Below are 26,689 nucleotides of genomic sequence, written 5' to 3'. Positions count from 1 at the left end.
CCATGATCCGATTCGAACAGGTTGCCAAGCGCTATCCCAATGGTCATGTCGGTTTGCATGAGCTGAGTTTCCGGGCGCGTCGGGGCGAATTCCTGTTCGTCACCGGCCACTCGGGGGCTGGCAAGAGCACCTTGCTGCGCTTGCTGCTGGCGATGGAGCGCCCGACCAGCGGCAAACTGATGCTGGCCGGGCAGGACCTGGGCCAGATCAGCAATGCGCAGATCCCGTTCCTGCGCCGGCAGATCGGCGTGGTGTTCCAGAACCACCAGTTGCTGTTCGACCGCACGGTGTTCAACAACATCGCCTTGCCGCTGCAAATTCTCGGCTTGTCCAAGGCCGAGGTCGCCAAGCGCGTGGACTCGGCCCTGGAGCGTGTGTCACTGGCCGACAAAGGCGAGCTGTTCCCCGCCGACCTGTCCACCGGGCAGCAGCAGCGGGTAGGTATCGCCCGCGCTATCGTTCATCAGCCGGCGCTGCTGCTGGCCGACGAACCTACCGGTAACCTTGACCCACGCCTGGCTGCAGAGATCATGGGTGTGTTCGAGGACATTAACCGCCTGGGTACTACGGTATTGATCGCCAGCCACGACCTGGCACTGATTGCGCGCATGCGCCACCGCATGCTGACCTTGCAGCGCGGCCGCTTGATCGGCGATGGGGAGGCCGGGCAATGAGCACTACACGTACGCCGAAGGTTTCCGAGCGGGTTGCGCCAAAACCGGCCGACCCGCAACCGACGAAGAAAAAGCGCGGTGAAGACGACGACGGCCCGGATTTCCGTACGCTGCTGCATGCCTGGCTGGAAAGCCACCGTGCCAGCATGGCTGACAGCCTGCGCCGCTTGGGCAAGCAGCCAGTCGGTAGCTTCTTTACCTGCCTGGTGATGGCCGTGGCGCTGAGCATGCCCATGGGCCTGTCGCTGTTGCTGAAGAACGTCGAGCAGCTTGGCGGCTCCTGGCAGCGCGCCGCGCAGATTTCGCTGTACCTCAAGCTCGATGCCGGTAGCCGCGAGGGCGAGGCGCTGCGCGACCAGATCAAGGGCATGCCCGGTGTGGCCGACGCACAGTATGTCAGCCGCGAGCAGGCACTGGAGGAGTTCCAGCAGCAGTCCGGGCTGGGCGAAGCCCTGCGTGAACTGCCCGAAAACCCGCTGCCTGGTGTGGTGGTGGTAACCCCGACCGAGGTCGACAAACCGGCGCTCGAAGCCTTGCGTCAGCGCCTGTCGGAGCTGCCGCGGGTGGAAGTGGCGCAGCTCGATTTGGTGTGGGTCGAGCGCCTGGCGGCCATCCTCAAGTTGGGTGACCGTTTCGTCTTCGGAATGGCCGTCATGCTGATTTCGGCCTTGCTGTTAGTAATCGGTAACACAATTCGTCTACATATTGAAAACCGCCGCACCGAGATCGAAGTGATCAAGCTGGTGGGTGGTACCGACGCCTACGTGCGCCGGCCTTTCCTGTACATGGGCGCCCTGTATGGCCTGGGTGCAGGCCTGCTGGCGTGGGGCATCCTGGCGTTTGGCCTGAACTGGCTGAACGAGGCGGTGGTAGGGCTTTCCGGGCTGTACGGCAGCGACTTCGCCCTGGGCGGGGTGCCAGCGTCCGATGGTCTGTCGCTCTTGATCGGAGCGGTGCTGTTGGGGTATATCGGTGCATGGATTGCAGTCGCCCGCCACCTCAACGAGTTGGCGCCGCGGTAGTTTTTACGTGCCAGCATTGACATTTTCTTCACTGTGGAACTTGTACCGTCGTTCCAGGTCAATGTTGGCAGCGCCCACAAGGCGCGAGTTTTGTAAGTCGGAGGTTCTTGAATGACCACATCGTTGCAACCTGCCTATGCCCTGGTGCCCGGTGCAAACCTGGAAGCCTATGTGCACACGGTCAACAGCATCCCGCTGCTGACGGTCGAGCAGGAGCGTGATCTGGGCGAGCGTCTCTATTATGAGCAGGATGTCGAGGCCGCTCGCCAAATGGTGATGGCCCACCTGCGTTTCGTCGTACATATCGCCCGTAGCTATGCCGGCTACGGCTTGGCCCAGGCCGACCTGATCCAGGAAGGCAACGTCGGCCTGATGAAGGCCGTCAAGCGCTTCAACCCAGAAATGGGCGTGCGTCTGGTGTCGTTCGCTGTGCACTGGATCAAGGCAGAGATCCACGAGTTCATCCTGCGCAACTGGCGCATCGTCAAGGTGGCCACCACCAAGGCGCAGCGCAAGCTGTTCTTCAACCTGCGCAGCCAGAAGAAACGCCTGGCCTGGTTGAACAACGACGAAGTGCATCGCGTGGCGGAAAGCCTTGGCGTCGAACCGCGTGAAGTGCGTGAGATGGAAAGCCGCCTCAGCGGCCAGGACATGGCTTTCGACCCGGCAGCGGAAGCTGACGACGACAGCGCCTTCCAGTCGCCTGCGCATTACCTGGAAGACCACCGCTACGACCCAGCGGTGCAGTTGGAAGATGCCGACTGGAGCGACAACTCCACCAGCAACCTGCACGAAGCGCTGCAAGGGCTGGATGAGCGTAGCCGCGATATTCTGTACCAGCGTTGGTTGGCGGAAGAGAAGGCCACGCTGCATGAGCTGGCAGACAAGTACAGCGTTTCGGCGGAGCGTATTCGCCAGCTGGAGAAGAATGCGATGAACAAGGTCAAGGCGCTGATCGCTGCCTGAGCGAGCCTTGGTTGCACAGAAAAGCCGCTGGCCCGGATCGGGTGAGCGGCTTTTTTATTTGCGTCGGCAGAGCATTCAAAGCTTTCGAGATGAGTCGAGTTGCATCAGGTAGCTGGGCCCGCCTAATTGGCTCATCTGCCGCCGAATCCAACCGGCACGACTGGCTACATAGGCACTTGGCCGGCTGGCGCTCCACCTGATCGGGCTCGGCAGCACTGCCGCCAGCTGCGCGGCCTGCTGGCGGCTAAGCCGGCTGGCATCGACACCAAAGTGATAGCGCGCCGCCGCCTGGGCACCGAACACACCCTTGCCCCACTCGGCACTGTTCAGGTAGACCTCGAGAATCCGTTCCTTGGGCCAGAACAGCTCGATCAACGCAGTGAACCAGGCCTCCAGCCCTTTGCGCAACCAACTGCGCCCAGACCACAAGAACAGGTTCTTGGCCACCTGCTGGGTCAGGGTGCTGGCACCGCGAATGCTGCCGCCGCGCTCGTTGAACGCCAGCGCCGCCTGGATGGCCGGGATGTCGAAGCCCCAGTGGCTGGCGAACTTCTGGTCCTCGCCGGCGATGACCGCGACCTTGAGCTCGTCGGAAATGTTTTCCCACGGCTCCCAATCGCGCTGCAGGTCGATAGGTTCGCCATTTACCCAGGACTGCACCTTGCGCTCGACCATCAGCGCCGTACCGGGTGGTGGCACCCAGCGGAACACCAGCACCAGCACGATGCTGCCGGCAGCGAACCAGAGCAGGGCGCGGGAGAGGCGGCGGAGAAGGGTTGGCAGCATGGTGATGGCTTGGCCGTACGGGTGGAAGGGGCCATTATACAGACCCGTTACAAGGAGTCGTCCCATGCTTCGCAGCTTCCTGATGCTTGCCGCCTTTTTCGGTTTTACCGGTGTCGCCTTGGGCGCCTTTGCCGCCCACGGCCTGAAAAACCGGCTGACGGCGGACTACCTGGCGATCTTCCAGACCGGTGTGACCTACCAATTGGTACATGCCCTGGCGCTCTTCGGCGTGGCCGTGCTTTCGGCGCACCTGCCTGGGCGCCTGGTTGGCTGGGCCGGCGGCCTGTTTGCCGTGGGCATCGTGTTGTTCTCCGGTAGCCTGTACCTGTTGACCCTCAGTGGCCTGGGCAAGCTCGGCATCATCACCCCACTTGGCGGGCTGTGCTTCCTCGCCGGCTGGTTGTGCCTGGGCCTGGCAGCCTGGCGGCTGGGCTGACCGACTGGTCCACAATCACGACTAATGGCGTGTGCCGCCCTTGGGTTGCAGGGTGGTTCGGCGCTAGAATGCTGGCCCCAAAGAACAACGGTGGCCGTGCGCATGCGCATTCAACTGAACGGTGAGCCTTACGAAGTGCCTGCTGGCGAAAGTGTTGCAGCCCTGCTGACCCGCCTGGACCTGACCGGGCGCCGGGTAGCGGTGGAGCTCAACCTGGATATCGTGCCGCGTAGCCAGCACGACAGCACGCTGCTCAATGACGGCGACCAGGTCGAAGTGGTCCACGCCATTGGCGGCGGCTGATTTCTACCAGGTACTTCACCCGCAAGCCCAGTAACCTTTTCCCGAGGAACAACGATGAGCAATGTTCGTAGCGACAAGCCCTTCACCCTGGCCGGGCGCACGTTCCAGTCGCGCCTGCTGGTGGGTACCGGCAAGTACCGTGACATGGAAGAAACCCGCCTGGCCATCGAGGCCTCGGGTGCCGAAATCGTCACTGTTGCCGTGCGCCGTACCAATATCGGCCAGAACCCGGGCGAGCCGAACCTGCTCGACGTACTGCCGCCAGACCGCTACACCATCCTGCCGAACACGGCTGGCTGCTACGACGCGGTAGAAGCCGTGCGCACTTGCCGCCTGGCCCGCGAGCTGCTGGATGGCCATAACCTGGTCAAGCTGGAAGTGCTAGCCGACCAAAAAACCCTGTTCCCCAACGTGATTGAAACCCTCAAGGCCGCCGAAGTGCTGGTCAAGGACGGTTTCGACGTGATGGTCTACACCAGCGACGACCCGATTATCGCCCGTCAGCTGGCCGAAGCCGGCTGCATCGCGGTCATGCCTCTGGCGGGCCTGATTGGTACCGGCCTGGGTATCTGCAACCCCTACAACCTGCAGATCATCCTTGAGGAATCCAAAGTTCCGGTACTGGTCGACGCTGGCGTGGGTACTGCCTCCGACGCCACCATCGCCATGGAAATGGGTTGCGAAGCGGTGCTGATGAACTCCGCCATCGCCCACGCCCAGCAGCCGGTGCTGATGGCCGAGGCCATGAAGCATGCCATCGTCGCTGGCCGCTTGGCCTACCTGGCCGGTCGTATGCCGAAGAAACTCTATGCCAGCGCCTCTTCGCCGCTGGATGGTCTGATCAAGTAAGAGCCCTAGATGACTGACTCGCAAGATACGCCGATCTCCGCCGACGGCGACCAGCGCCCACACCGCCGCATCAAAAGCTTCGTGATGCGCGCCGGGCGCATGACCGAAGGCCAGCAACGCGGCCTGGACCAGGGCGGCCCGCTGTTTGTCCTGCCACTGGCTGATAGCCCGGTGGACTACGACCAAGTGTTCGGCCGTTCGGCGCCACGCACCCTGGAGATCGGCTTCGGCATGGGCCATTCCCTGCTGGAAATGGCCGCTGCCGCGCCTGAGCAGGACTTTATCGGCGTGGAAGTACACCGCCCGGGTGTTGGCGCGTTGCTCAACGGCGTACTGACCCAGGGGCTGAAGAACCTGCGGGTGTACGACTGCGATGCCATCGAAGTACTGAACCGCTGCGTCGCGGACAACAGCCTCGACCGCTTGATGCTGTTTTTCCCCGACCCGTGGCACAAGGCGCGTCACCACAAGCGCCGCATCGTCCAGCTGGAGTTCGCCGAGCTGGTGCGCCGCAAGCTCAAGCCCGGTGGCGTGTTCCATATGGCCACCGACTGGGAGCCGTATGCCGAGTACATGCTGGAAGTGATGAGCGCTGCCCCGGGCTATCGCAACCGTGCAGCTGACGGTACCTACGTGCCACGCCCGCAAGAGCGCCCGATCACCAAGTTCGAACGCCGCGGCGAGCGGCTTGGGCATGGCGTGTGGGACTTGAAGTTCGAGAAGGTGGATTGATCGGCTGATACGGCCTTTCGATACGCTGAGCTTGCAGAAATGCCGGCAAAAAAAACCGCCTTGGAAAGGGCGGTTTTTTTATGCGAGCTTGCGCAACCATTGTAGGAGCGGGCTTGCCCGCGAACACGGGCGAAGCCCGTGCCGGCCACCGCGATGCCTGCTTCGCGGGCAAGCCCGCTGCTACGACGATCACCCTCGGCGGTCAGCCACCACGCCAATTATCACCAGCACCACCAGCAACACTGGCGCCAGCGCGTAGTTGTTGAATTGGCTCAATCCCTTCACTACCCACGGCGTGGCATAGATCAACGCTGCCCCGCTGCCGATCATCACCATCAAGGCCATGAACGGCACGCGCAGTGCGCCTGCTAGGCCGCCCAGGCGTTGCTCGGCCCAGGCTTTGACATCGGCGCCGAACAGCACCAGCAGGCAGCCTATCAAGGCCAGTGAAATCTCTGACAGGTTGCTGCGGCTCCAGCGGGAAACCGTCGCAAGCAGATCAAGTACCAGGTCCATGGGTCATCCTTAGGTCAAGAAGTACTGCAGCAGGTCATTGAGGAACAACTGGCCCCTTGGCGTGGCCACCAGTCGATCCGGTTCGACCTGCAAAAGGCCCTTTTGTTCGGCCGCACGGCGTGCTTCACGCAGCTGCTCCAGCGGTAAACCGGTGCGCTGCGAGAACAGTTCGGCTTCCACCCCATCGGTCAGGCGCAGCGCGTTCATCAAGAATTCGAACGGCAGTTCGTCGACCGGCAGCAGCTTTTCACCGGCCTTGAACGGCTTGGCCAGGTTCAGGTAGTCCTTGGGCAGCCGGGTCTTCCAGGTGCGCAGGATGCGACCGTCGGCGAAGGTCAGCTTGCCGTGGGCACCGGCGCCGATGCCGATGAAGTCGCCAAAGCGCCAGTAGTTGAGGTTGTGCTGTGCGGCGCGGCCTGCCTGGGCATAGGCCGAGACCTCGTACTGGCGGAAGCCGTGTTCGGCCATCAGCGCCTGGCCAGCTTCCTGGATGTCCCAGAGGATGTCGTCTTCAGGCAGCTCGGGTGGCTGGTTCCAGAACACCGTGTTCGGCTCCACGGTGAGCTGGTACCACGACAGGTGGGTGGGGCCCAGGTCGATGGCCTGGCGCAGGTCGCCAAGTGCATCGTCCAGCGACTGGTCGGGCAGGCCGTGCATCAGGTCCATGTTGAAGTTGTCGAAACCGGCGGCACGTGCCATGCCCGCGGCGCGGACCGCTTCGTCACCATTATGGATGCGCCCCAGCGCCTGCAGTTTGGCGGGTTGGAAGCTTTGCACACCAATGGACAGGCGGTTGATACCGGTCTGCCGGTAGGCCTTGAACTTGTCTTGCTCGAACGTACCCGGGTTGGCCTCCAGGGTGATCTCGATGTCTGGCGCGAACGCTATGCGTTGCTCCACGCCGCGCAGCAGGCGGCCCAGGGCTGCGGCACTGAACAGGCTGGGCGTGCCGCCGCCGAAGAAAATCGAGCTGATGATGCGGCCTTGTACGGCGGCCAGTTCCTGGTCGAGGTCGGTCAGTAGGGCCGCGACGTAGGCGTCTTCCGGCAGTTCAGGCCCGGCAGCGTGGGAGTTGAAGTCGCAGTAGGGGCATTTGCGCACGCACCACGGGATGTGGATATACAGCGCCAGCGGCGGCAGGCTGGTAAAAGCCACCACACCGGGAGCGGACAACGTTTCGATCATGCCAGGCCCAAACGTTGGCGCAGCAGGGCCATGGCGCGGGCGCGGTGGCTGAGCTGGTTCTTGTCCACAGGGGCCAGGTCGGCGCTGGAGCAGTTGCGCTCCGGTACCCAGAACAACGGGTCGTAGCCAAAGCCGTGTTCGCCGCTGGCCGCGAACAGGATGCGCCCGTGCCACAGGCCTTCGCACAGGATCGGCAACGGGTCGTCGGCATGGCGCACCAGCGCCAATACGCAAACGAACTGCGCGCCGCGCTCGGCTTCAGGCACGTCTTTCAGGGCTTCGAGCAGCTTGGCGTTGTTCGCCGCATCACCCTTGCCGTCGGCATAGCGCGCCGAATAGATACCCGGCGCGCCGCCGAGGAAATCAACGGCCAGGCCCGAATCGTCGGCCAAGGCCGGCAGGCCGGAAATGCGTGCGGCGTTACGCGCCTTGAGGATGGCGTTCTCGACGAACGACAAGCCGGTTTCTTCCGGCTCGACCTGGCTGAACTCGCCAATCGAGCGCAACTGCACCGACGCTCCGAGCATGGCCTGGAGTTCCTTGAGTTTGCCAGCGTTGTGGCTGGCCAATACGAGTTGCTGAAAATTCATAAGTCGCCTGGGAACACTTCCTGATTGAAGCTGAGGGAGTTGCTGACGCCGCCGGTTTCGATGTTCAGGTCGAAGGTGACGGTCTCTGGCTGGTCGATCTTGAACTGGGCAATGTAGTACACCGCGCCCTGTTCGGTGATCTGCTTGAACGACAGCGGGCTGCTGCGCCCCGTCAGGTCCTTGACCGTGCCGCTGACCAGCGCCGTGGTGGGTTTGTTGGCCTTGAGCACGGCAATGTTGAGCACGCCCTGGTTCTTGCTGCGCACCAGGCCGGTGGCTGCGGCCACCTCGGGCGTGAGCATGCTCGAAGTGAACGCGCTGTAGTGCACCGTCACGTCGCCAAACACTTCCTTGCGCTCGGGGCGGGCGGCATCGGCAGCCAGTACTGGTAGGGCCAGGCACAGGCTGATCAGGAACAGGGCTAGGCGACGCATGGGGTAACTCCTCCGGTGGGCGTCAGACTGCGAGCTGATGCTCTGGCAGGCCCGGGCTGCTGACGCGATAGATGCCGATCTCACCTAGAAGATTAGGCCAAAGCCGGCCACCCCACCCGTTACGGTGTAGGTGGTCGACCGCCAGGCGGTCAAGCACCTTGGCCTTGCGCTCGTGCACCAACTCTTCAAAGTCGGCAAAGGTGCAGAAGTGGATGTTCGGCGTGTTGTACCAGGTGTACGGCATGAAGTCCGACACCGGCATGCGGCCCTTGGTCGCCAGGTACCAGCGGCAGCGCCAATGACCGAAGTTGGGGAAGGTGATGATGCACTGGCGGCCCACGCGCAGCATCTCGTCGAGAATGCGGTCGGGGTACTCCACGGCCTGCAGGGCCTGAGTCATGATCACCACATCGAAACTATTGCTGGCGAAGTTGCCCAGGCCTTTGTCCAAGTCCTGCTCGATGACGTTCACGCCTTTGGCTACGCAGGCGGCGATGTTGTCGGCGTCGATCTCCAGGCCATAGCCGGTGACCTGCTTGCGGTCACGTAGCGAGGCCAGCAGTTCGCCGCTACCGCAGCCCAGGTCGAGTACCCGGCTGCCGGCAGGGATCCACTCGTGGATGATTTCCAGGTCGGCTCTCATGCTGTCCTCAGATGGCAATGCGGTTCATGTAGTTCGAGAAACCCTGCATGTAGCGAGGTGTGGGGATCAGGAAGGCATCGTGCCCGTAAGGCGAGTCGATCTCCAGGTAACAGACGTTCTTGCGCGCGGCCATCAGGGCGTCGACGATCTCCCGCGAACGGGCCGGGGAGAAGCGCCAGTCGGTGGTGAACGACATGATGCAGTAGTCTGCCTTGACGTGGGCCAGGGTGGCCGCCAGGTCGCCGCCTTGGGCTGCGGCCGGGTCGAAGTAATCCAGCGCCTTGGTCATCAGCAGGTAGGTGTTGGCGTCGAAACGGCCGGAGAATTCCTCGCCCTGGTAGCGCAGGTAGCTCTCGACTTGGAATTCGACGCTGTGGAAGTCGTAGTTGAGCTTGTCGCTCTTGAGCTCACGGCCGAATTTTTCGCCCATCGAGTCGTCGGACAGGTAGGTAATGTGGCCGACCATGCGCGCCAGCATCAGGCCGCGTTTGGGGATCACACCTTGGTCCTGGAACGAGCCGCCATGGAACTCGGGGTCGGTAAGGATGGCTTGACGCGCTACTTCGTTGAAAGCGATGTTCTGTGCCGACAGCTTGGGCGCCGAGGCGATGTCGACGCAATGGCGCACGCGCTCTGGGTAGCTGATGGTCCATTGCAGCGCCTGCATGCCGCCCAGGCTGCCGCCGACCACGGCGGCCCACTGCTGGATGCCCAGGCGCTCGGCCAGGCGCACCTGGCTGTGGACCCAGTCTTCCACGGTCAGCACCGGGAAGTCGGCACCATAGGGCTTGCCGGTGGCCGGGTTGATGCTGCTGGGACCGGTGCTGCCATTGCAGCCACCCAGGTTGTTCAGGCTGACCACGAAGAAGCGGTTGGTGTCGATCGGCTTGCCAGGGCCGATGCAGCTGTCCCACCAACCCGGCTTGCGGTCGCTGGCGGCATGGTAGCCAGCGGCATGGTGGTGGCCGGACAGGGCATGGCAGATCAGCACGGCATTGCTCGCGCTGGCATTCAGGGTGCCATAGGTCTCGTAGACCAGCTCGTAACTGGTCAGGGAGCGGCCGCAGGCCAAGGCCAGCGGTTCATCGAACCGGGCGGTTTGCGGTACTACCAGACCGACGGAATCTTCGGGAAAGACAGTGGACATCGACCCTGCTCACGCTTGACGGAGGCGTAAGTCTAAAGAGCGCTACCCCCAGCGGCAAGCAAAGGCTTGCCGCTGGAAGCATGCGGGGTCAGATCATCCGCCACAGCTCTTGTGGCATGCCGGCGTAGGCGGCCAGCGGCGGCATGACGAACGACTGGAGCACCTGGATCGCGATGAAGGCGAAGATCGGCGAAATGTCCATGCCGCCCAAGTTGGGCACGAGGCGACGGAACGGTGCCAACACCGGCTCACTGATCTGGTACGCCAACTCGGCTGCCGGGTTGTGGCTGTTGGGCGCAACCCAGGAAACGATCACCATGACGATCATCGCCACCCAGAAAATCTTCAGGAACAGCGAGGTGATGCCGATGATCGCCCACATCAGCAGGTGCAGCACATCACCGAACGTGCCATAGGTGACCATCAGTACAAAGGCCATCAGCAGTGCCTGGAGCAGCACCGCCAGCAGCAGGGACGAGGTGTCCAAGCCACCGATGCTGGGGATGACGCGGCGGATTGGCTTGAGCAGCGGCTGGGTCGCGCGCACAGCGAATTGGCACAGCGGGTTGTAGAAGTTGGCCTTGACCAACTGCAGCACGAAGCGCAGCAGGACGATCACCAGGTACAGGCTGACCAGGGTTTGCACCACGAAGATCGCGGCGCCGGACAGTGCATTCATCTAAAGCTCCTTATTTGCCCAGTTGTTCGGCCAGCTCGGCAGAGCGCGTGGCGGCAGCCTGCAGCGCCTGCTCGACGATGGCTTCGAAGCCGCTGGCCTGGAACGATTTGATCGCCGCCTCGGTGGTGCCGGCGGGCGAGGTGACGCGACGGCGCAGTTCGGCGGCATCGACATCGCTGGCCACGGCCATGCGCGCTGCGCCCAATGCGGTTTGCAGGGTCAGTTGTGAGGCGGTTTCGCGCGGTAGGCCGAGTTTTTCGCCAGCCGCGGTCATTGCCTCGATCAGCAGGAAGAAGTAGGCCGGGCCGCTACCGGAGACGGCGGTCACAGCGTCCAGTTGCTGTTCTTGCTCAAGCCACAGGGCGGTGCCCACGGCCGACAGCAGTTGTTCGGCCTGCTGGCGCTGTTCGCCGGATACTTCTGCAGTGGCATACAGGCCACTCACGCCTTGGCGCAGCAGCGCCGGGGTGTTGGGCATGCAGCGCACCAGCGGGCGAGCGCCCACCCAGCTTTGCAGGCTGGCACAGGTGATGCCGGCGGCGATGGACACGATCAGCTGGCTGTCCTGCAGGTTCGGTTGCAGGGCTTGGCACACGGCTTTCATTACCTGTGGCTTGACCGCCAGCACGATCACGTCGGCGCCGTCGATGGCTTGGGCATTGCTCTCGAAGGTTTCGATGCCGTGCTCGGCCTGGATGCGTGTGCGAGTCTCGGCGCCCGGGTCGCTGGCGCGGATCTGCGAGGCGTCCAGGCCCTGGGCGCGCAGACCGCCGATCAGGCTGGCGGCCATGTTGCCGGCGCCAATAAAGGCAATACGAGTCTTGCTCATGTCAGGTCCTTGTGGGAAAGAGTGAGTAAAGCATGGAATCAGGCGTGCCCGTAGTCGCGGGCGCCGAACAAGGCGGTGCCGATACGCACCCACGTCGCTCCCTGTGCAATGGCCGCTTCCAGGTCGTGGCTCATGCCCATCGACAGGGTGTCCAGGCCAAGGCCCAGGCCTTCCTGCAACTGGCGCAGGGTAGCGAAGGCGGCTTCTTGGGCTGCGCGGTCATCGGTGGGCTCGGGGATTGCCATCAGCCCACGCAGGCGCAGGTTGGGCAGCGCGGCGACTGCTTGCGCCAGGGCCGGCAGGTCGGCAGGGGCACAGCCGGACTTGCTGTCTTCGCCGCTGACATTCACTTGCAGGCAGATATTCAGCGGCGCCAGCCCGGCGGGGCGCTGCTCCGACAGGCGTTGGGCGATTTTCAGGCGGTCCACGGAATGTACCCAGTCGAAATGCTCGGCGATGGCTTTGGTCTTGTTCGACTGAATGGGGCCGATGAAGTGCCAGATCAAGGGCAAGTCGCTTAGCGACTGCTGCTTTGTCAGTGCTTCCTGTAGGTAGTTTTCCCCGAAATGGTACATGCCAGCGGCGTGGATCTCGCGGATGGCGCTGGCGGGCTTGGTCTTGCTCACGGCCAGCAACTGAACGCTGGCCGGTTCACGCCCGGCAGCCTGGGCAGCGCTGGCGATACGGGCGGAAATAGCGGAAAGGTTGTCTGCTAGGGTGGACATGGACTGAGGCCGGCGGCTGTAGGTCTGCGGCATTCTACCTACTTGAAGGCCTTTGGGGAGTCTCATGGATGTGACCGAGTTGTTGGCCCTGGCCGTGGGGGCGGGGGCTTCCGACCTGCACCTGGCGGCAGGCCAGGTACCGATGTTGCGCCTGGATGGCGAGTTGCAGCGCATGGCCCTGCCAACCGTGGGTTCGGTCGCCTTGATCGAGGCTATGGCGCCTGTGCTGGATGAAAACCAACGCCAGCAGTGGGCCCAGGGTGATGAACTGGACCTGGCGCTGGAGTTACCCATGCTCGGGCGCTTTCGGCTGAACCTGTTTCGCCAGTTGAATGGCCCGGCGGTGACCTTTCGCTTGATCCCAGGGCGCATCGCCACACTCGATGAGCTGGACCTTAAGGATGTGTTTCAAGCTGTTGCTCAATGCAGTGATGGTTTGATTTTGGTGGGTGGGCCGACCGGCAGCGGTAAGTCCAGCACCCTGGCGACGCTGCTCGACCAACTGAATCGCGAACGGGCGCTGCACATCGTCACCCTTGAAGACCCTGTTGAAGTTATCCACAGCTGCCAGCGCAGCCTGGTCAATCAACGGCAGGTGGGCCGCGACTCCGCCAGCTTTGCCCAAGGGCTGCGCAGTGCGCTGCGCCAAGACCCGGATGTGGTCATGATTGGCGAACTGCGTGACCTGGAAAGCATTCGCCTGGCTTTGCGCGCGGCCGAGACCGGGCACTTGGTGCTGGCGACCGTGCATACGCGTTCGGCGGCGAGCAGCATCGACCGGTTGGTAGAGGTGTTTGCTGCCGAGGAGAAGCCGCTGGTGCGGGCGATGTTGGCCGAATCGTTGCGCCTGGTGGTGGTGCAGGTGCTGGTCAAACGCGCGGGCGGTGGGCGGGTTGCTGCGCGGGAAGTGCTGGTGGCGACGCCGGCGGTGCGTAACCTGGTGCGAGAGGGGCGGATGGCGCAGTTGTATTCGGTGATGCAGGCGGGTGGTGCGCAAGGAATGCGAACGATGGAGGGGGCTTTGCGGGGGATGAGCGAGAGAGGGGTGATCGACGCTCTATAGTGCCTGTGCCGGCCTCTTCGCTGTAGGAGCGGGCTTACCCGCGAAGAGGCCGGACCTGTTTAGCGCTTGGCCAAGCTCAGTTGCTGCTGCTCTTTCGGCAGCACCCGTTTGGCTACGACGTAATGTTTCTGCCAGTAGGGCTTGCTCAGGGTATCGATGCTCACCCGCTTGCCACGGCGTGGCGCATGGATGAAGCGGTCGTTGCCCAGGTAGATGGCAACGTGGTTTACCCGACGGCTCTTGATGTTGAAGAAGATCAGATCACCCGGCTTCAAATCACCCTTGGCCACCTTCACACCGTGGCCTTGGGCCATAGCATTGGAGGTGCGCGGCAGATCGACGTCGGCGACGTCGTTGAAGGCGTATTTGACTAGCCCGCTGCAGTCGAAGCCTTTCTTCGGGCTGCTGCCACCCCACACGTAAGGGGTGCCGAGCACATTCACCGCACGGCTGAGTACATCGCTGCTCTGCTTTGGCGACATGGCGACGGTCGGCACGCTGCGGCTGCTGCTGGAAGCACTGCTCGGGCGGGTGCGCAGCGCGGCCTGCTTGAGCGGTACGTGTTTTACCGAAGCATTGGTGGTGTAGCCGGTAAAACCATTCGGAAGACGTTGCTCACGGTTGGTGGCGTGGGCGGCCAGGGGCAATAATAGACAGAGGGTCAGCCATGTCTTGAGTAAAGGCGGCATAGATGAAGCTCTTATGAATAGTTATGTGTTGGGCGCGCAACTTTATAACAGCTTTTTGATCAGTTTCTGATCCGTTGGTCGACTGGCAGGGTGCCATACGTCGGCCTGCGCCAGGAAAGTCACATTTTTTTTTAGAAAATTTTCAGATAACCCAAGGGGGCTATGAATGAACAGTTATCAACAGGGGGCGCCGTTTCACGATACTCACAGCAAGACCATTGGCTACCTGCTGTGGATTTTCGGCTTCACCGGGTCGCATCGTTTCTATTACGGCAAGCCCATCACCGGCACTATCTGGTTCCTTACCCTGGGCCTGCTAGGCATCGGCTGGTTGATCGACCTGTTCCTGATCCCGTCCATGGACCGTGAGGCCGACCTAAGGTTTCAGTCTGGGCGCGTTGACTACAACATCGCCTGGATCTTGCTGACCTTCCTCGGGGTGTTTGGCCTGCACCGGCTGTATCAGGGCAAGTGGGTGACGGCGATCATTTACTTCTTTACTGGTGGGCTGTTTTTGGTGGGGGTGCTGTATGACTTCTGGACGCTGAACAGCCAGGTGTCCGAGAGGAATGCTTTGCGTTGAAATCTTCGCGGGTAAACCCGCGAAGCGGTCGGAACCGTGCATGAAAAAGGCCTTGGCGCAGTTAAGCGGCAAGGCCTTTTTTGTTACTGGCGAGTCTGCCGCTGTTGCAGCAACAGGTTGCTGAAACCAGCCCCGGCCAGCTGCTTTTGCGCACTGGTCAGCTGTTCACGGTTGCTGAACGGCCCAACCAAGACCCGGTACCAGGTTTCGTCCTTGACCGTGCCCGACTCCACCTTCACCGACTGGCCCAGCAGGATGATCTGCGCGCGCACCTTATCGGCATCGGCTTGCTTGCGGAACGAGCCGGCCTGCAGGAAGTACTGAGTCGTCGCCGCCGGCTTGATCACTGGCGGTGGCGGTGGCGGGGTCTGGCCCAGCAGCGCCGCCTGTGCCCGTGCCGTGTCGATCTTCGCTGCCTCTGCCGGCGTTACCGGGGTCACCGGCTGGGCCGGGACCGGTGGCGTCTTCTCTGGCACAGCCTCCGGCGGCACGATCACTTCGGACTCCGGCAGCAGGGTGTAGAAGTCGTACTTCGGTTTCACCGGTTGCTGCGCGGTGGCCTGGGTCGACTTGCTGGCTTCGACCACTTTCTCTGGCTTTTGCTGCTCGGGCTTGGTGCGCTTGATGTCTTCGCCACCTGGCTCAAGCTTCATCAGGAAGACGATGAACGCGCCTACAGTCAGGCCGACAGCCAGCCACACCCAACCGGGGATCGGCTGTTTAGCCGGTGCGGTTTGGCGGCTGGCGCCGCGTTTGGGGGCAGGTTTTTTTTTGGCGGCCAACTTACATGCGCTCCAGGGTTTCCAGGCCGAGCAGTTCCAGACCTTGCTTGAGGGTACGGCCAGTCAGGGCCGCCAGGCGCAGGCGGCTTTGCTGCTGCTGCGGGGTTTCGGCGGCGAGGATCGGGCAGTTCTCGTAGAAGCTGGAGAACAGGCCGGCCAAGTCGTACAGGTAGCTGCACAGCACGTGCGGCGTGCCTTTTTCGGCGACGTTGTTGAGGATTTCGCCAAACTGCGCCAGGCGTGCGGCCAGGTCATGCTCGTGGGCGGCCTGCAGCACGATGTTGCCGTCGACTTCGTCAAAGCCCTTGCCCAGCTTGCGGAACACGCCAGCTACGCGGGTATAGGCGTACAGCAGGTAAGGCGCGGTGTTACCTTCAAAGTTGAGCATTAGCTCGAAGTTGAAGCTGTAGTCGCTGGTGCGGTGCTTGGACAAGTCGGCATATTTCACTGCGCCGATACCCACCACTTCACCGATGTGACGCAGATCTTCGTCGGCCAGGCCCGGGTTCTTTTCCTTGACCAGCGCGTAGGCGCGCTCCTTGGCCTCGGTCAGCAGGTCGATCAGCTTCACGGTGCCGCCGTCACGGGTTTTGAACGGGCGGCCGTCGGCGCCGTTCATGGTGCCGAAGCCCATGTGTTCCATCTGCATCGGGTGGCCGACGAAGCCGGCGCGGCGGGCAACTTCGAACACTTGGTTGAAGTGCAGGGCCTGGCGCTGGTCGACGAAGTACAAGGCGCGATCGGCCTTGAGCACGTTGCTGCGGTAGCGCACGGCCGCCAGGTCGGTGGTGGCGTACAGGTAGCCGCCATCGGCCTTCTGCACAATTACCGGCAGCGGTTCACCTTCGCTGTTCTTGAACTCTTCCAGGAAGACGCACTGGGCGCCCTGGTCTTCGACCAACAGGCCCTTGGCCTTGAGGTCGGCGACCACGTTGGCCAGGTCGTCGTTATAGGCGCTCTCGCCCATTACATCGGCCATGGTCAGCTTGACGTTGAGCAGCTCGTAGGTCTTCTGGCAGTGCGACAGCGAGATGTCCTTGAAGCGCGTCCACAGGGCCAGGCAGTCAGGGTCGCCGGCCTGCAGCTTGACCACCAGGCCGCGCGCGCGGGTAGCAAACTCTTCAGACTCGTCGAAGCGTTTCTTGGCCGCGCGGTAGAAGTTTTCCAGGTCCGACAGTTCGTCGCTGGTGATCGGGTTTTCCTGCAGGTAGGCCATCAGCATGCCGAACTGCGTGCCCCAGTCGCCCACGTGGTTCTGGCGAATCACGTCATCGCCCAGGAACTCAAGCACCCGCGCCACGCTGTCACCGATGATGGTGGAGCGCAGGTGGCCGACGTGCATCTCCTTGGCCAGGTTGGGTGCCGACATGTCGATCACCACCTTTTGCGCAGGGCCAGCCTTGCGCGCGCCCAGGTGGGCGTCGGCCAGCGCGGCATCCAGGCGGTTGGCCAGGGCGTCGGTGTTCTGGAAGAAGTTCAGGAAGCCGGGGCCGGCGATTTCGACCTTGCTGATGTCGGCGCTGACCGGCAGGGCGTTGATCAGTTTTTCGGCCAGGTCGCGCGGCTTCATGCCGGCCGGTTTGGCCAGCATCATGGCGATGTTGCTGGCGAAGTCGCCGTGGGTTTTGTCTCGGGCGTTTTCCACCTGAATCGCCGGCGACAGCCCTTCAGGCAGCACACCGTCGGTGACGAGTTGGGTGAGGGCTTGCTGGATCAGCTGGCGAATGGTGTCTTTCATGGGGGTCTCTTTTCGACCGCAAGCGCGGTGGAGCGCTTGGATGCGCAGGTGGAAAAACTGGGCATTATCCGTGGCTAGGCGCGGGTTGCCAACCTTTGAGCGGCAAGCCACAAGCCGCAAGCCGCAAGAAAAGGCCGATTACGGTTAGCCCACACTTGCAGCTCAGTACAGGTCAACCGGGTCGACATCCAGCGACCAGCGCACTTGGCGCCCGCTCGGGATCTGCTCCAACACTAGCAACCAGGCGCTGATCAGTCGATGCAAAGGCGCCCGCGTATTGGCCTGTATCAACAGTTGTGCACGGAAGCGCCCGGCGCGGCGTTCCATAGGGGCCGGCACCGGCCCCAGCAGCTCGATGCCTGGCAGACGCTGTTCGGCCACCAGGCGCTCGGCGGCGGCACAGGCTTCGTCGAGGAAGCCTTCGGCCTGCCCAGGCTTGTGTGCTTCGGCGCGCAGCAGGGCCAGGTGCGAGTAAGGCGGCAAGCCGGCGGCGCGGCGTTCGTCCAGGGCCTGCTCGGCAAAGGCGAAGTAGCCCTGTTCGGTCAGTTGCACCAGCAGTGGGTGGTCAGCCAGGTGGGTCTGGATGATGACTTTGCCAGGCTCTTCGGCGCGCCCGGCACGCCCGGCGACTTGTACGATCAGCTGCGCCATGCGTTCGCTAGCGCGGAAATCTCCGGAGAACAACCCGCCGTCGGCATCGAGGATGGCCACCAGGGTCACCCTTGGGAAGTGGTGGCCCTTGGCGAGCATCTGGGTGCCGACGAGGATGCTCGGTTGGCCGCGCTGGATGGTGCTGAACAGGTTGTGCATGGCGTCCTTGCGTGCGGTGCTGTCACGGTCCACACGCAGGATCGGGTAATCCGGGAAGAGCACTTTCAGGCGCTCTTCGGCCCGCTCTGTACCGGCGCCGACCGGGCGCAGGTCGACGTGGTTGCACTGCGGGCACTGGTGCGGCAGGCGCTCGTCATAGCCGCAATGGTGGCAGCGCAGCACGCCGGAGCGCTGGTGCACGGTCATGCGCGCATCGCAGCGTGGGCATTCTGACAGCCAGCCGCAATCGTGGCACAGCAAGGTCGGGGCGAAACCGCGGCGGTTAAGAAACACCAGCACCTGCTGGCCCGCTTCCAAGGTTTGGCGGATGGCCTGCTGCAACGGGCCGCTGATGCCGCTGTCCAGCGGCAGGCTCTTCACATCCAGGCGCAGCATGCGCGGTGGGCGGGCCCCGCCAGCGCGTTGGTTCATGCGCAACAGGCGGTAGCGACCGGTCAGGGCGTTGTGCAGGGTTTCCAGCGACGGCGTGGCAGACCCGAGCAGAATGGGAATGTTTTCCTGGTGGGCGCGTACCAGCGCCAGGTCGCGGGCGTGGTAACGCAAGCCTTCCTGCTGTTTATAGGAGCCGTCATGCTCCTCGTCGATGATGATCAGGCCGGGGTTTTTCATCGGCGTGAACAGGGCCGAGCGGGTGCCAATGATAATGTCAGCCTCGCCGTCCCGGGCGGCCAGCCAAGCATCCAAGCGTTCGCGGTCGTTCACCGCCGAATGCAGCAGGGCAATACGGGCATTGAAGCGTTGCTCGAAGCGCGCCAGGGTCTGCGGGCCAAGGTTGATTTCCGGGATCAGTACCAAGGCCTGCTTGCCGGCTTCCAAGGTTTCGCGGATCAGCTGCAGGTAGACCTCGGTCTTGCCGCTGCCGGTGACACCGGCCAGCAGAAACGCGCCGAAGCCGTCAAAGCCTTCGCGCACGGCGTCAAAGGCGTCGCGCTGCTCTTCGTTGAGCGGCAGTTCCGGCTGTGCCAGCCAGTGTTCGTGGCGCAGCGCCGGCAGGTGGCGGCGAACCTCGATCTGCACCAGGTCCTTGGCCAGCAGCAGGTCTAGGCTGTCCTTGTTCAGGTTGAGCTTGGCCAGCAGGCTGTGGGCGACGCCGTGCGGGTGCTGGGCCAGGGTTTTGAGGGCGTCGCGCTGGCGTGGTGCGCGGGCGATGCGCGGGTCCTCCAGGCGGGCACCGGGGGCCACGTGCCAAAAGCGCTCCTGGCGCATTTCGGCGGGTTCGCCCTGGCGCAGTAGCGTCGGCAGGGCCCAGCTCAGGGTGTCGCCCAGGCTGTGCTGGTAGTACTGGGCAGTCCACAGGCACAGCTTGAACAACGACGGTGGGATCGGTGACACCGGGTCGAGCAGGGCGCTGGCTGGTTTGAGCTTGTCTGCCGGTACTTCGCTTTGCGCGCACACTTCTACCAGCACCCCGATCATTTCGCGCCGGCCGAATGGCACGCGAATGCGCATGCCCGGGGCCAGGGCCTGACGCGCCATGCTCGCCGGCGCCTTGTAGTCGAACAGGCGGCGCAGTGGGGAGGGCAGGGCAAGGCGCAGGATGACGTCGGACACGCGGAAAGTCTCGGAGGGCGTTACAAGGACTGGCGAGCCTAGCAGACGACGGTCGGTGCAAGCGACAACTTGCACTGGCGCCGTGCTCTGGTATTATTCGCCGCCTAATTACGTGCGGTATTCAACAATAGGTGTTGGGTGGCGGCACGCAGCTCGAGGAAGTGACCATGAAAGAAGGTATCCACCCGAACTACGAAGTAGTTGCAGTCACCTGCAGCTGCGGCAACAAGTTCGAAACCCGTTCGACCCTGGGCAACACCCTGTCGATCGACGTTTGCAACCTGTGCCACCCGTTCTACACCGGTAAGCAGAAAGTGTTGGACACCGGTGGTCGCGTACAGAAGTTCGCCGATCGCTTCGGTATGTTCGGTACCAAGAAGTAATCATGCGCATGGCGAGCCCCTCGGGTTTCGCATTGCTGCAAAAAAAGGCGCCCCTTGTGGGCGCTTTTTTTATGGGCGTCATCTGGCATTTCCCAGCCCTGGCATTCTGCCCGCTGCCGGACAGGCCGCAGCAGGTAGCGGTGCGGCAGGTGGTGGATGGCGATACCTTGCGCCTGGTCGACGGCCGCAGTGTGCGGCTGATTGGCATCAATGCCCCGGAAATCGGCCGCAATGGGCGCACCAGCGAGCCCTATGCGGAGGCCGCCAAGCGGCGCCTGCAGGCGTTGGTCAAAGCCAGTGACGGGCGTGTCGGGCTGGTGCCTGGCATTGATGCCAAGGACAAATACGGCCGCACGTTGGCGCATATCTACAGTCGCAGTGGCGACAATCTGGAAGCACAACTGCTCGGCGAGGGCTTGGGCTATCGCGTAGCGGTCGCCCCCAATGTGCGCCTCAGCGGCTGCCAACAGCTCGCCGAGCAGGCGGCGCGCCAGGCCGGTCGGGGGCTGTGGCGGCGTTCGCCGGTGCTGCGAGCGGGCGAGGTGAGGCAGTCCGGTTTTGCGGTTATCGCTGGCCGTATCGAAGGTGTGGAACGCAACCGTGGCGGGGTTTGGCTAACCCTGGACAGTGCCGTAGTGCTGCAGGTTCCCGCTCGTCTACAACGCAACTTCCCTACCAGCTTCTTCGATAACCTCAAGGGACGCCAGGTTGAAGCGCGCGGCTGGGTGCTGGATCGGTCCCGCAAGGGCGGCCTCAAGCCCGGGCAGCGGCGCTGGGTGTTGCCATTGACCGATCCAAGTATGTTGCAGCGTATTTAAGGCTAAAAGATGTAGACATTTCGCTATCGGATTGTACACACTGTTAGCCGTATGCCCCCGTGGGTTATAGCGTAAAGTCGTAGGCTAAAGGCCTTGACACAAGTGACCGACCAGTCTTGTGGCTCCCCGGCTCTTTGCGTATCCTCGGCGGTCCGTCAGAACAGTAAATAGCGGAATGCCCACCATGTCAGACCTGAAAACCGCCGCTCTCGAATATCACGCTCAACCTCGTCCGGGGAAACTGAGCGTCGAGCTCTCCAAGCCCACTGCCACCGCCCGTGACCTCGCCCTGGCCTACAGCCCAGGTGTTGCAGAGCCCGTGCGCGAAATTGGCCGTGATCCAGAGCTGGCTTACAAATACACCGGCAAAGGCAACCTGGTTGCGGTGATTTCCGATGGCACCGCCATCCTCGGTCTGGGTGACCTCGGCCCACTGGCTTCCAAGCCGGTCATGGAAGGCAAGGGTGTTCTGTTCAAGCGTTTTGCCGGTATCGACGTGTTCGACATCGAAGTCGAATCGGAAAGCCCACAAGCGTTCATCGACACCGTTCGCCGCATCTCGATCACTTTCGGTGGTATCAACCTCGAAGACATCAAGGCACCTGAGTGCTTTGAAATCGAACGTACCCTGATCGAACAGTGCGACATCCCGGTGTTCCACGATGACCAGCACGGTACCGCTATCGTCACCGCGGCCGGCATGATCAACGCCCTGGAAATCGCCGGCAAGAAGCTGGAAGAAGCCAAGATCGTTTGCCTGGGTGCTGGCGCTGCCGCCATCTCCTGCATGAAGCTGCTGGTGAGCATGGGTGCTCAGGTCGAGAACATCTATATGATCGACCGCAGCGGCGTGATCCACGCTGGCCGTGACGATCTGAACCAGTACAAGGCCCAGTTCGCTCACGCTACCGACAAGCGCACCCTGGCTGACGCCCTTGACGGTGCCGACGTGTTCGTAGGCCTGTCGGGCCCGAACCTGCTGAGCGCTGAAGGCTTGAAGTCGATGGCTGCCAACCCGATCGTGTTCGCCTGCTCGAACCCTGATCCGGAAATCTCGCCAGAGCTGGCACACGCCACTCGTAACGACGTGATCATGGCTACCGGTCGCTCCGACTACCCGAACCAGGTCAACAACGTACTGGGCTTCCCGTTCATCTTCCGTGGTGCCCTGGACGTTCGCGCCAAGCGCATCAACGAAGAAATGAAGATCGCCGCCGCCATCGCCCTGAAAGACCTGGCCAAGCTGCCAGTACCGAAGGAAGTCTGCGATGCTTACGGCGTTCAGGCCTTGGAATTCGGCCGCGAGTACATCATTCCGAAGCCGCTGGACGCACGCCTGATCACCGTCGTTTCCGACGCAGTGGCCAAGGCCGCCATCGAATCCGGCGTGGCTACCCTGCCGTATCCGAAGCACTACCCGCTGACCAGCGTGGATGACGTGTTCAACGGCTGATTGCTGTTGTAGCTGTCATGAAAAAGCCCCGGTTCGTGAGAGCCGGGGCTTTTTTGTGGGCGATGGGGATGTGTCAGGGCTGCCAGGTGCTTGTCACAATATTGTTGGCGCCTATGAGATCGAGCGCCGCCCGCGCGGCGCTTCGCGGGGCAAGCCCGCTCCCACATTTGTTGCAACGTGCCGAACCTGTGAGGCCATGGTTGCCTGCCTTGGTACAGGTCTTGAGGCAGGTGGGGCGGCATCAATGCCCACCTCGAAATCCAGTCATGCCAACAAGGCTGACAACCATGGCCTCACAGGCATGGCCACGTTGCAACAAATGTGGGAGCGGGCTTGCCCCGCGAAGCGTGAGAGCCGGGGCTTTTTTGTGGGCGATGGGGATGTGTCAGGGCTGCCAGGTGCTTGTCACAATATTGTTGGCGCCTATGAGATCGAGCGCCGCCCGCGCGGCGCTTCGCGGGGCAAGCCCGCTCCCACATTTGTTGCAACGTGCCGAACCTGTGAGGCCATGGTTGCCTGCCTTGGTACAGGTCTTGAGGCAGGTGGGGCGGCATCAATGCCCACCTCGAAATCCAGTCATGCCAACAAGGCTGACAACCATGGCCTCACAGGCATGGCCACGTTGCAACAAATGTGGGAGCGGGCTTGCCCCGCGAAGCGTGAGAGCCGGGGCTTTTTTGTGGGCGATGGGGATGTGTCAGGGCTGCCAGGTGCTTGTCACAATATTGTTGGCGCCTATGAGATCGAGCGCCGCCCGCGCGGCGCTTCGCGGGGCAAGCCCGCTCCCACATTTGTTGCAACGTGCCGAACCTGTGAGGCCATGGTTGCCTGCCTTGGTACAGGTCTTGAGGCAGGTGGGGCGGCAACAAATGCCCACCTCGAAATCCAGTCATGCCAACAAGGCTGACAACCATGCCCTCACAGGCATGGGCACGTTGCAACAAATGTGGGAGCGGGCTTGCCCCGCGAAGCGTGAGAGCCGGGGCTTTTTTGTGGGCGATGGGGATGTGTCAGGGCTGCCAGGTGCTTGTCACAATATTGTTGGCGCCTATGAGATCGAGCGCCGCCCGCGCGGCGCTTCGCGGGGCAAGCCCGCTCCCACATTTGTTGCAACGTGCCGAACCTGTGAGGCCATGGTTGCCTGCCTTGGTACAGGTCTTGAGGCAGGTGGGGCGGCAACAAATGCCCACCTCGAAATCCAGTCATGCCAACAAGGCTGACAACCATGCCCTCACAGGCATGGGCACGTTGCAACAAATGTGGGAGCGGGCTTGCCCCGCGAAGCGTGAGAGCCGGGGCTTTTTTGTGGGCGATGGGGATGTGTCAGGGCTGCCAGGTGCTTGTCACAATATTGTTGGCGCCTATGAGATCGAGCGCCGCCCGCGCGGCGCTTCGCGGGGCAAGCCCGCTCCCACATTTGTTGCAACGTGCCGAACCTGTGAGGCCATGGTTGCCTGCCTTGGTACAGGTCTTGAGGCAGGTGGGGCGGCATCAAATGCCCACCTCGAAATCCAGTCATGCCAACAAGGCTGACAACCATGCCCTCACAGGCATGGCCACGTTGCAACAAATGTGGGAGCGGGCTTGCCCCGCGAAGCGCCGCGCGGGCGGCGCTCGATTTACGCGCCCACGCAAAACCAGAGTCGGGCACCTAGCCAGGCACCCTGCCTCAGAACAGATCCATCGGCGCCGCTTCATCCGCCGGCAGCGGGCTGCCCGGTGCTGCGCCAGTGCCCAGTTCGTCCACCGACGGCGGCGAGTCTTCGGCCTTGAACAGCTCGAAGTAGGCATTCGGCGTGCCCGGCGAGGCGGCCCGGCCGCTGACCGGGTCGACGCGCAGGCTTAGGATGCCCTCAGGCTCAGCCGGTGCGTGGTTCGGCTTGTCCTTCAGGGCGGCACCCATGAAGCTCATCCAGATCGGCAGCGCCGCCGTGCCGCCGTACTCGCGCCGGCCCAGGGTTTCCGGCTGGTCGAAGCCGACCCACACGGTGGTCACGTAGTCGGCGTTGTAACCGGAGAACCAGGCGTCCTTGGACTCGTTGGTGGTACCGGTCTTGCCTGCCAGGTCGGTGCGGCCCAGGGCCAGCGCCCGGCGGCCGGTACCGCGTTTGATCACGTCCTGCAGCATGCTCGTGAGAATGTAGGTAGTACGCCCGTCGATGATCTGTTCAGCCATAGCCGGCGCCTGCGGTGCAGCGGCCATCTGGCTGAAGGCCGAAGGGGCCTCGCCTGGCATGGCTGCGGTGCTGATTGGCTGCTCAGGGGCGGCCAGGCCTGCCTGGTCTTGGGCACCTTGCGGTGTGCGGGCCGGGTTGGCGGTGAACAGCGTCTCGCCGCTACGGCTCTCGATACGCTCGATCAGGTACGGGGTGATCTTGTAGCCGCCGTTGGCAAAGGTGCTCCAGCCGGTGGCGATTTCCATTGGGGTCAGGGTGGCGGTGCCCAGTGCCAGCGACAGGTTGCGCGGCAGGTCCTGCTTGTTGAAGCCGAACTTGGCGATGTAGTCGATGGTGCGGTCCACACCCATGGCCTGCAGCAGGCGGATCGACACCAGGTTACGCGACTTGTACAGCGCCTCGCGCATGCGTATCGGGCCGAGGAAGGTGTTGGTGTCGTTCTTCGGCCGCCATACTTTGTCTACCGACTCGTCGACGAAGACTATCGGCGCATCGTTGACCAAGCTGGAGGCGGTATAGCCACTGTCCAGGGCGGCGCTGTAGATGAACGGTTTGAAGCTGGAGCCCGGCTGGCGCTTGGCCTGCATGGCGCGGTTGTAGTTGCTCTGCTCGAACGAGAAGCCGCCGACCAACGCGCGGATGGCACCGTTGTAAGGGTCGAGGGTGACCAGCGCACTTTGCGCGCCAGGCACCTGGCTGAACTTGAGCTTGCCATCGGCCAGGCGCTGCACGCGCACCAGGTCACCGACCTGGGCCACGTCGGCCGGTGACTGTGGCGCACGGCCTTGGGCATTGCTGTTGATGAATGGGCGCGCCCACTTCATGGTGTCCCAGGCGACTAGTTCTTCCTGTCCACTCCGGGTCAGCACCTTGAGGTCGGTCTTATCGACCTGGGTGACGATGGCGGGCTCCAGGCCACCCAGGGTGCGCTGCTTGCTCAGTTCCTGCAGCCAGGCTGCCTGGGTGCGGCCCGGGAAGCGTGCCTCTGGGCCGCGGTAGCCGTGGCGTTCGTCGTAGTCTGAGAGGCCATTGAGGATGGCCTTGTTGGCCATTTCCTGCATGTCGCTGGGCACCGTGGTAGTAACCCGGAAGCCTTCGGTGTAAGCGTCGCTGCCGTAGCGGCCGACCATTTCGGCGCGGGCCATCTCGGCGATGTAAGGGGCATTCACTTCAGGCGTGGGCACGTGGTAGCTGGCGTTGAGCGGCTCGGCCAGGGCTGCCTGGTAGCTGGCTTCGTCGATCTTGCCCAGCTTGTACATGCGGCCGAGGATCCAGTCGCGGCGCTCCTTGGCGCGCACCGGGTTGGCCAGCGGGTTAAAGCGCGAAGGTGCCTTTGGCAGGCCGGCGATCATCGCCATTTGTGCCAGGCTCACGTCGCGGATCGACTTGCCGTAATACACCTGCGCAGCGGCGTCGATGCCGTAGGCGCGGTTGCCCAGGTAGATCTTGTTCACGTACAGCTCGAGGATCTCGTCCTTGGTCAGCTCGCGCTCGATCTGCAGGGCCAGCAGAATTTCGTTGGTCTTGCGCGAAAAGCTGCGCTCGCTGGTGAGGAAGAAGTTTTTCGCCACCTGCATGGTGATGGTGCTGCCGCCGGTCTGGATATGCCCGGTTTTCACCAGCTGGGTCGCGGCGCGCATCAGGCTGCTGGGGTCGACACCGTAGTGGTTGAGGAAATTGTCGTCCTCTGCGGACAGAAGCGCCTGGATGAACTGTGGGGGAATTTCCGCGAAGCGGATCGGCGAGCGACGCATTTCGCCGAATTCGGCAATCAGCTTGCCGTCGCTGCTGTACACCCTGAGGGGGATCTGCAACTGGATGCTTCTGAGTGACTCGACCGAGGGCAGGCTAGGGCTAAGATACAGAAACGCACCGCTCACACCGAGTACGAGCGCGCAGATGACTGCGACGGAAGACCACCAGAAGAACTTCAGCAGACGTATCAAGGCTTTTCGGTGTCCAGGTTGGGAGTGGATTGCACGCAGGTCCGGCGGACCAAAAAACGCTGGGCATTATAAGCATTTTTTCGTCTCTCCGGGTTACCGGCCAGGCTGTCCGTCGCCTTGAACGGTCGGTGCGGCCTAGTGTTGGCGCGGGGTTGCGAC

At 62.8% G+C, this 26,689-nt stretch carries 27 protein-coding genes; 12 read left to right on the top strand and 15 right to left on the bottom strand.

Annotated features, from left to right (window positions below; genetic code table 11):
• Positions 1-2: 2 nt before the first annotated feature.
• The 3 genes from ftsE (at position 3) to rpoH (ending at position 2,662) form a co-directional block, all read left to right on the top strand.
• Positions 3-674 carry a cell division ATP-binding protein FtsE gene (ftsE, locus tag DV532_RS23665; RefSeq protein WP_056794328.1) on the top strand — a complete coding sequence of 224 codons (672 nt, stop codon included), beginning with the start codon at positions 3-5 and terminating at the stop codon, positions 672-674.
• Complete coding sequence (gene ftsX, locus DV532_RS23660; protein WP_056794330.1) at positions 671-1,696, top strand: permease-like cell division protein FtsX; 1,026 nt, start codon at positions 671-673, stop codon at positions 1,694-1,696. The genes ftsE and ftsX overlap by 4 nt, the downstream gene beginning before the upstream one ends.
• Positions 1,697-1,807: 111 nt before the next feature.
• Positions 1,808-2,662 (top strand): RNA polymerase sigma factor RpoH, encoded by an 855-nt coding sequence (rpoH, locus tag DV532_RS23655; RefSeq protein ID WP_003249083.1) that lies wholly within the window; start codon positions 1,808-1,810, stop codon positions 2,660-2,662.
• A 75-nt stretch (positions 2,663-2,737) separates the two neighbouring features.
• Here the strand turns inward: rpoH and mtgA are convergent, their stop codons facing one another.
• The gene (gene mtgA, locus DV532_RS23650) at positions 2,738-3,448 is read right to left on the bottom strand and encodes a monofunctional biosynthetic peptidoglycan transglycosylase (RefSeq protein WP_056796617.1); all 711 of its coding nucleotides are present in this window, start codon (positions 3,446-3,448) and stop codon (positions 2,738-2,740) included.
• Positions 3,449-3,512: 64 nt separating this feature from the next.
• On the opposite strand from mtgA, the gene DV532_RS23645 reads away from it, so the two are divergent.
• The 4 genes from DV532_RS23645 to trmB all read left to right on the top strand — a co-directional run bounded on the left by DV532_RS23645 (position 3,513) and on the right by trmB (position 5,768).
• Entirely contained in the window at positions 3,513-3,884 is a 372-nt protein-coding gene (locus DV532_RS23645; RefSeq protein ID WP_056794332.1) for a DUF423 domain-containing protein, read from the top strand.
• A 102-nt stretch (positions 3,885-3,986) separates the two neighbouring features.
• On the top strand, positions 3,987-4,187 hold the full coding sequence (thiS, locus tag DV532_RS23640; protein WP_056796621.1) for a sulfur carrier protein ThiS: 201 nt from the start codon (positions 3,987-3,989) through the stop codon (positions 4,185-4,187).
• 54 nt (positions 4,188-4,241) lie between these two features.
• Positions 4,242-5,036: a thiazole synthase gene (locus tag DV532_RS23635; RefSeq protein ID WP_027592333.1), complete on the top strand. Its 795-nt coding sequence runs from the start codon at positions 4,242-4,244 to the stop codon at positions 5,034-5,036.
• Positions 5,037-5,045: 9 nt separating this feature from the next.
• Entirely contained in the window at positions 5,046-5,768 is a 723-nt protein-coding gene (gene trmB, locus DV532_RS23630) for a tRNA (guanosine(46)-N7)-methyltransferase TrmB (RefSeq protein WP_056794334.1), read from the top strand.
• A 189-nt stretch (positions 5,769-5,957) separates the two neighbouring features.
• Here trmB and DV532_RS23620 read toward each other — a convergent pair whose 3' ends face one another.
• The 9 genes from DV532_RS23620 to DV532_RS23580 form a co-directional block, all read right to left on the bottom strand.
• Positions 5,958-6,284 (bottom strand): DUF3392 domain-containing protein, encoded by a 327-nt coding sequence (locus DV532_RS23620; protein WP_056794335.1) that lies wholly within the window; start codon positions 6,282-6,284, stop codon positions 5,958-5,960.
• Positions 6,285-6,293: 9 nt separating this feature from the next.
• The gene (hemW, locus tag DV532_RS23615; RefSeq protein WP_056794337.1) at positions 6,294-7,469 is read right to left on the bottom strand and encodes a radical SAM family heme chaperone HemW; all 1,176 of its coding nucleotides are present in this window, start codon (positions 7,467-7,469) and stop codon (positions 6,294-6,296) included.
• Positions 7,466-8,059 carry an RdgB/HAM1 family non-canonical purine NTP pyrophosphatase gene (gene rdgB / locus DV532_RS23610; RefSeq protein WP_056794339.1) on the bottom strand — a complete coding sequence of 198 codons (594 nt, stop codon included), beginning with the start codon at positions 8,057-8,059 and terminating at the stop codon, positions 7,466-7,468. The genes hemW and rdgB overlap by 4 nt, the downstream gene beginning before the upstream one ends.
• Positions 8,056-8,493 carry a DUF4426 domain-containing protein gene (locus DV532_RS23605; protein ID WP_056794341.1) on the bottom strand — a complete coding sequence of 146 codons (438 nt, stop codon included), beginning with the start codon at positions 8,491-8,493 and terminating at the stop codon, positions 8,056-8,058. The genes rdgB and DV532_RS23605 overlap by 4 nt, the downstream gene beginning before the upstream one ends.
• A 22-nt stretch (positions 8,494-8,515) precedes the next feature.
• Entirely contained in the window at positions 8,516-9,136 is a 621-nt protein-coding gene (gene metW, locus DV532_RS23600) for a methionine biosynthesis protein MetW (RefSeq protein WP_056794342.1), read from the bottom strand.
• A gap of 7 nt (positions 9,137-9,143) precedes the next feature.
• Complete coding sequence (locus DV532_RS23595) at positions 9,144-10,283, bottom strand: homoserine O-acetyltransferase (RefSeq protein WP_056794344.1); 1,140 nt, start codon at positions 10,281-10,283, stop codon at positions 9,144-9,146.
• 88 nt (positions 10,284-10,371) lie between these two features.
• Entirely contained in the window at positions 10,372-10,962 is a 591-nt protein-coding gene (locus tag DV532_RS23590; RefSeq protein WP_056794345.1) for a YggT family protein, read from the bottom strand.
• A gap of 10 nt (positions 10,963-10,972) precedes the next feature.
• Entirely contained in the window at positions 10,973-11,791 is an 819-nt protein-coding gene (gene proC / locus DV532_RS23585; protein ID WP_056794347.1) for a pyrroline-5-carboxylate reductase, read from the bottom strand.
• Positions 11,792-11,829: 38 nt separating this feature from the next.
• Positions 11,830-12,516 (bottom strand): YggS family pyridoxal phosphate-dependent enzyme, encoded by a 687-nt coding sequence (locus DV532_RS23580; RefSeq protein WP_056796622.1) that lies wholly within the window; start codon positions 12,514-12,516, stop codon positions 11,830-11,832.
• Between the two features lie 64 nt (positions 12,517-12,580).
• Between DV532_RS23580 and DV532_RS23575 the strand changes: the two genes are divergently transcribed.
• Positions 12,581-13,579, top strand: a complete 999-nt coding sequence (locus DV532_RS23575; RefSeq protein ID WP_056794349.1) for a type IV pilus twitching motility protein PilT — start codon at positions 12,581-12,583, stop codon at positions 13,577-13,579.
• A gap of 59 nt (positions 13,580-13,638) precedes the next feature.
• On the opposite strand, the gene DV532_RS23570 is transcribed toward DV532_RS23575, so the two are convergent.
• Positions 13,639-14,268, bottom strand: coding sequence for a C40 family peptidase (locus DV532_RS23570; protein WP_056794350.1), 630 nt, complete (start codon positions 14,266-14,268; stop codon positions 13,639-13,641).
• A 166-nt stretch (positions 14,269-14,434) separates the two neighbouring features.
• On the opposite strand from DV532_RS23570, the gene DV532_RS23565 reads away from it, so the two are divergent.
• A complete protein-coding gene (locus DV532_RS23565; protein ID WP_056794352.1) occupies positions 14,435-14,851 on the top strand; it encodes a TM2 domain-containing protein in 417 nt (138 codons plus the stop codon).
• Between the two features lie 83 nt (positions 14,852-14,934).
• Here the strand turns inward: DV532_RS23565 and DV532_RS23560 are convergent, their stop codons facing one another.
• The 3 genes from DV532_RS23560 to DV532_RS23550 form a co-directional block, all read right to left on the bottom strand.
• Positions 14,935-15,633 (bottom strand): SPOR domain-containing protein, encoded by a 699-nt coding sequence (locus DV532_RS23560; protein WP_056794354.1) that lies wholly within the window; start codon positions 15,631-15,633, stop codon positions 14,935-14,937.
• Between the two features lies 1 nt (position 15,634).
• Positions 15,635-17,371 carry an arginine--tRNA ligase gene (gene argS, locus DV532_RS23555; protein WP_056794355.1) on the bottom strand — a complete coding sequence of 579 codons (1,737 nt, stop codon included), beginning with the start codon at positions 17,369-17,371 and terminating at the stop codon, positions 15,635-15,637.
• 162 nt (positions 17,372-17,533) lie between these two features.
• Positions 17,534-19,753 (bottom strand): primosomal protein N', encoded by a 2,220-nt coding sequence (locus DV532_RS23550; protein WP_056794356.1) that lies wholly within the window; start codon positions 19,751-19,753, stop codon positions 17,534-17,536.
• A gap of 167 nt (positions 19,754-19,920) precedes the next feature.
• Here DV532_RS23550 and rpmE point away from each other — a divergent pair, with 167 nt between their 5' ends.
• From rpmE to DV532_RS23535, 3 genes are all read left to right on the top strand, one after another.
• Positions 19,921-20,136 carry a 50S ribosomal protein L31 gene (gene rpmE, locus DV532_RS23545; RefSeq protein ID WP_056794359.1) on the top strand — a complete coding sequence of 72 codons (216 nt, stop codon included), beginning with the start codon at positions 19,921-19,923 and terminating at the stop codon, positions 20,134-20,136.
• A gap of 2 nt (positions 20,137-20,138) precedes the next feature.
• Positions 20,139-20,954: a thermonuclease family protein gene (locus tag DV532_RS23540; protein ID WP_056794361.1), complete on the top strand. Its 816-nt coding sequence runs from the start codon at positions 20,139-20,141 to the stop codon at positions 20,952-20,954.
• Positions 20,955-21,138: 184 nt separating this feature from the next.
• Positions 21,139-22,407, top strand: a complete 1,269-nt coding sequence (locus tag DV532_RS23535) for a malic enzyme-like NAD(P)-binding protein (protein ID WP_056794363.1) — start codon at positions 21,139-21,141, stop codon at positions 22,405-22,407.
• 1,669 nt (positions 22,408-24,076) lie between these two features.
• Here the strand turns inward: DV532_RS23535 and DV532_RS23530 are convergent.
• Positions 24,077-26,530 (bottom strand): penicillin-binding protein 1A, encoded by a 2,454-nt coding sequence (locus DV532_RS23530; protein ID WP_056794364.1) that lies wholly within the window; start codon positions 26,528-26,530, stop codon positions 24,077-24,079.
• Between the last annotated feature and the right edge of the window lie 159 nt (positions 26,531-26,689).

Source organism: Pseudomonas sp. Leaf58 (genome assembly GCF_003627215.1).
Taxonomy (GTDB): domain Bacteria; phylum Pseudomonadota; class Gammaproteobacteria; order Pseudomonadales; family Pseudomonadaceae; genus Aquipseudomonas.
The sequence above is the reverse complement of the archived record's forward strand: the minus strand, read 5'-3'. Positions and strand labels throughout refer to the sequence as shown.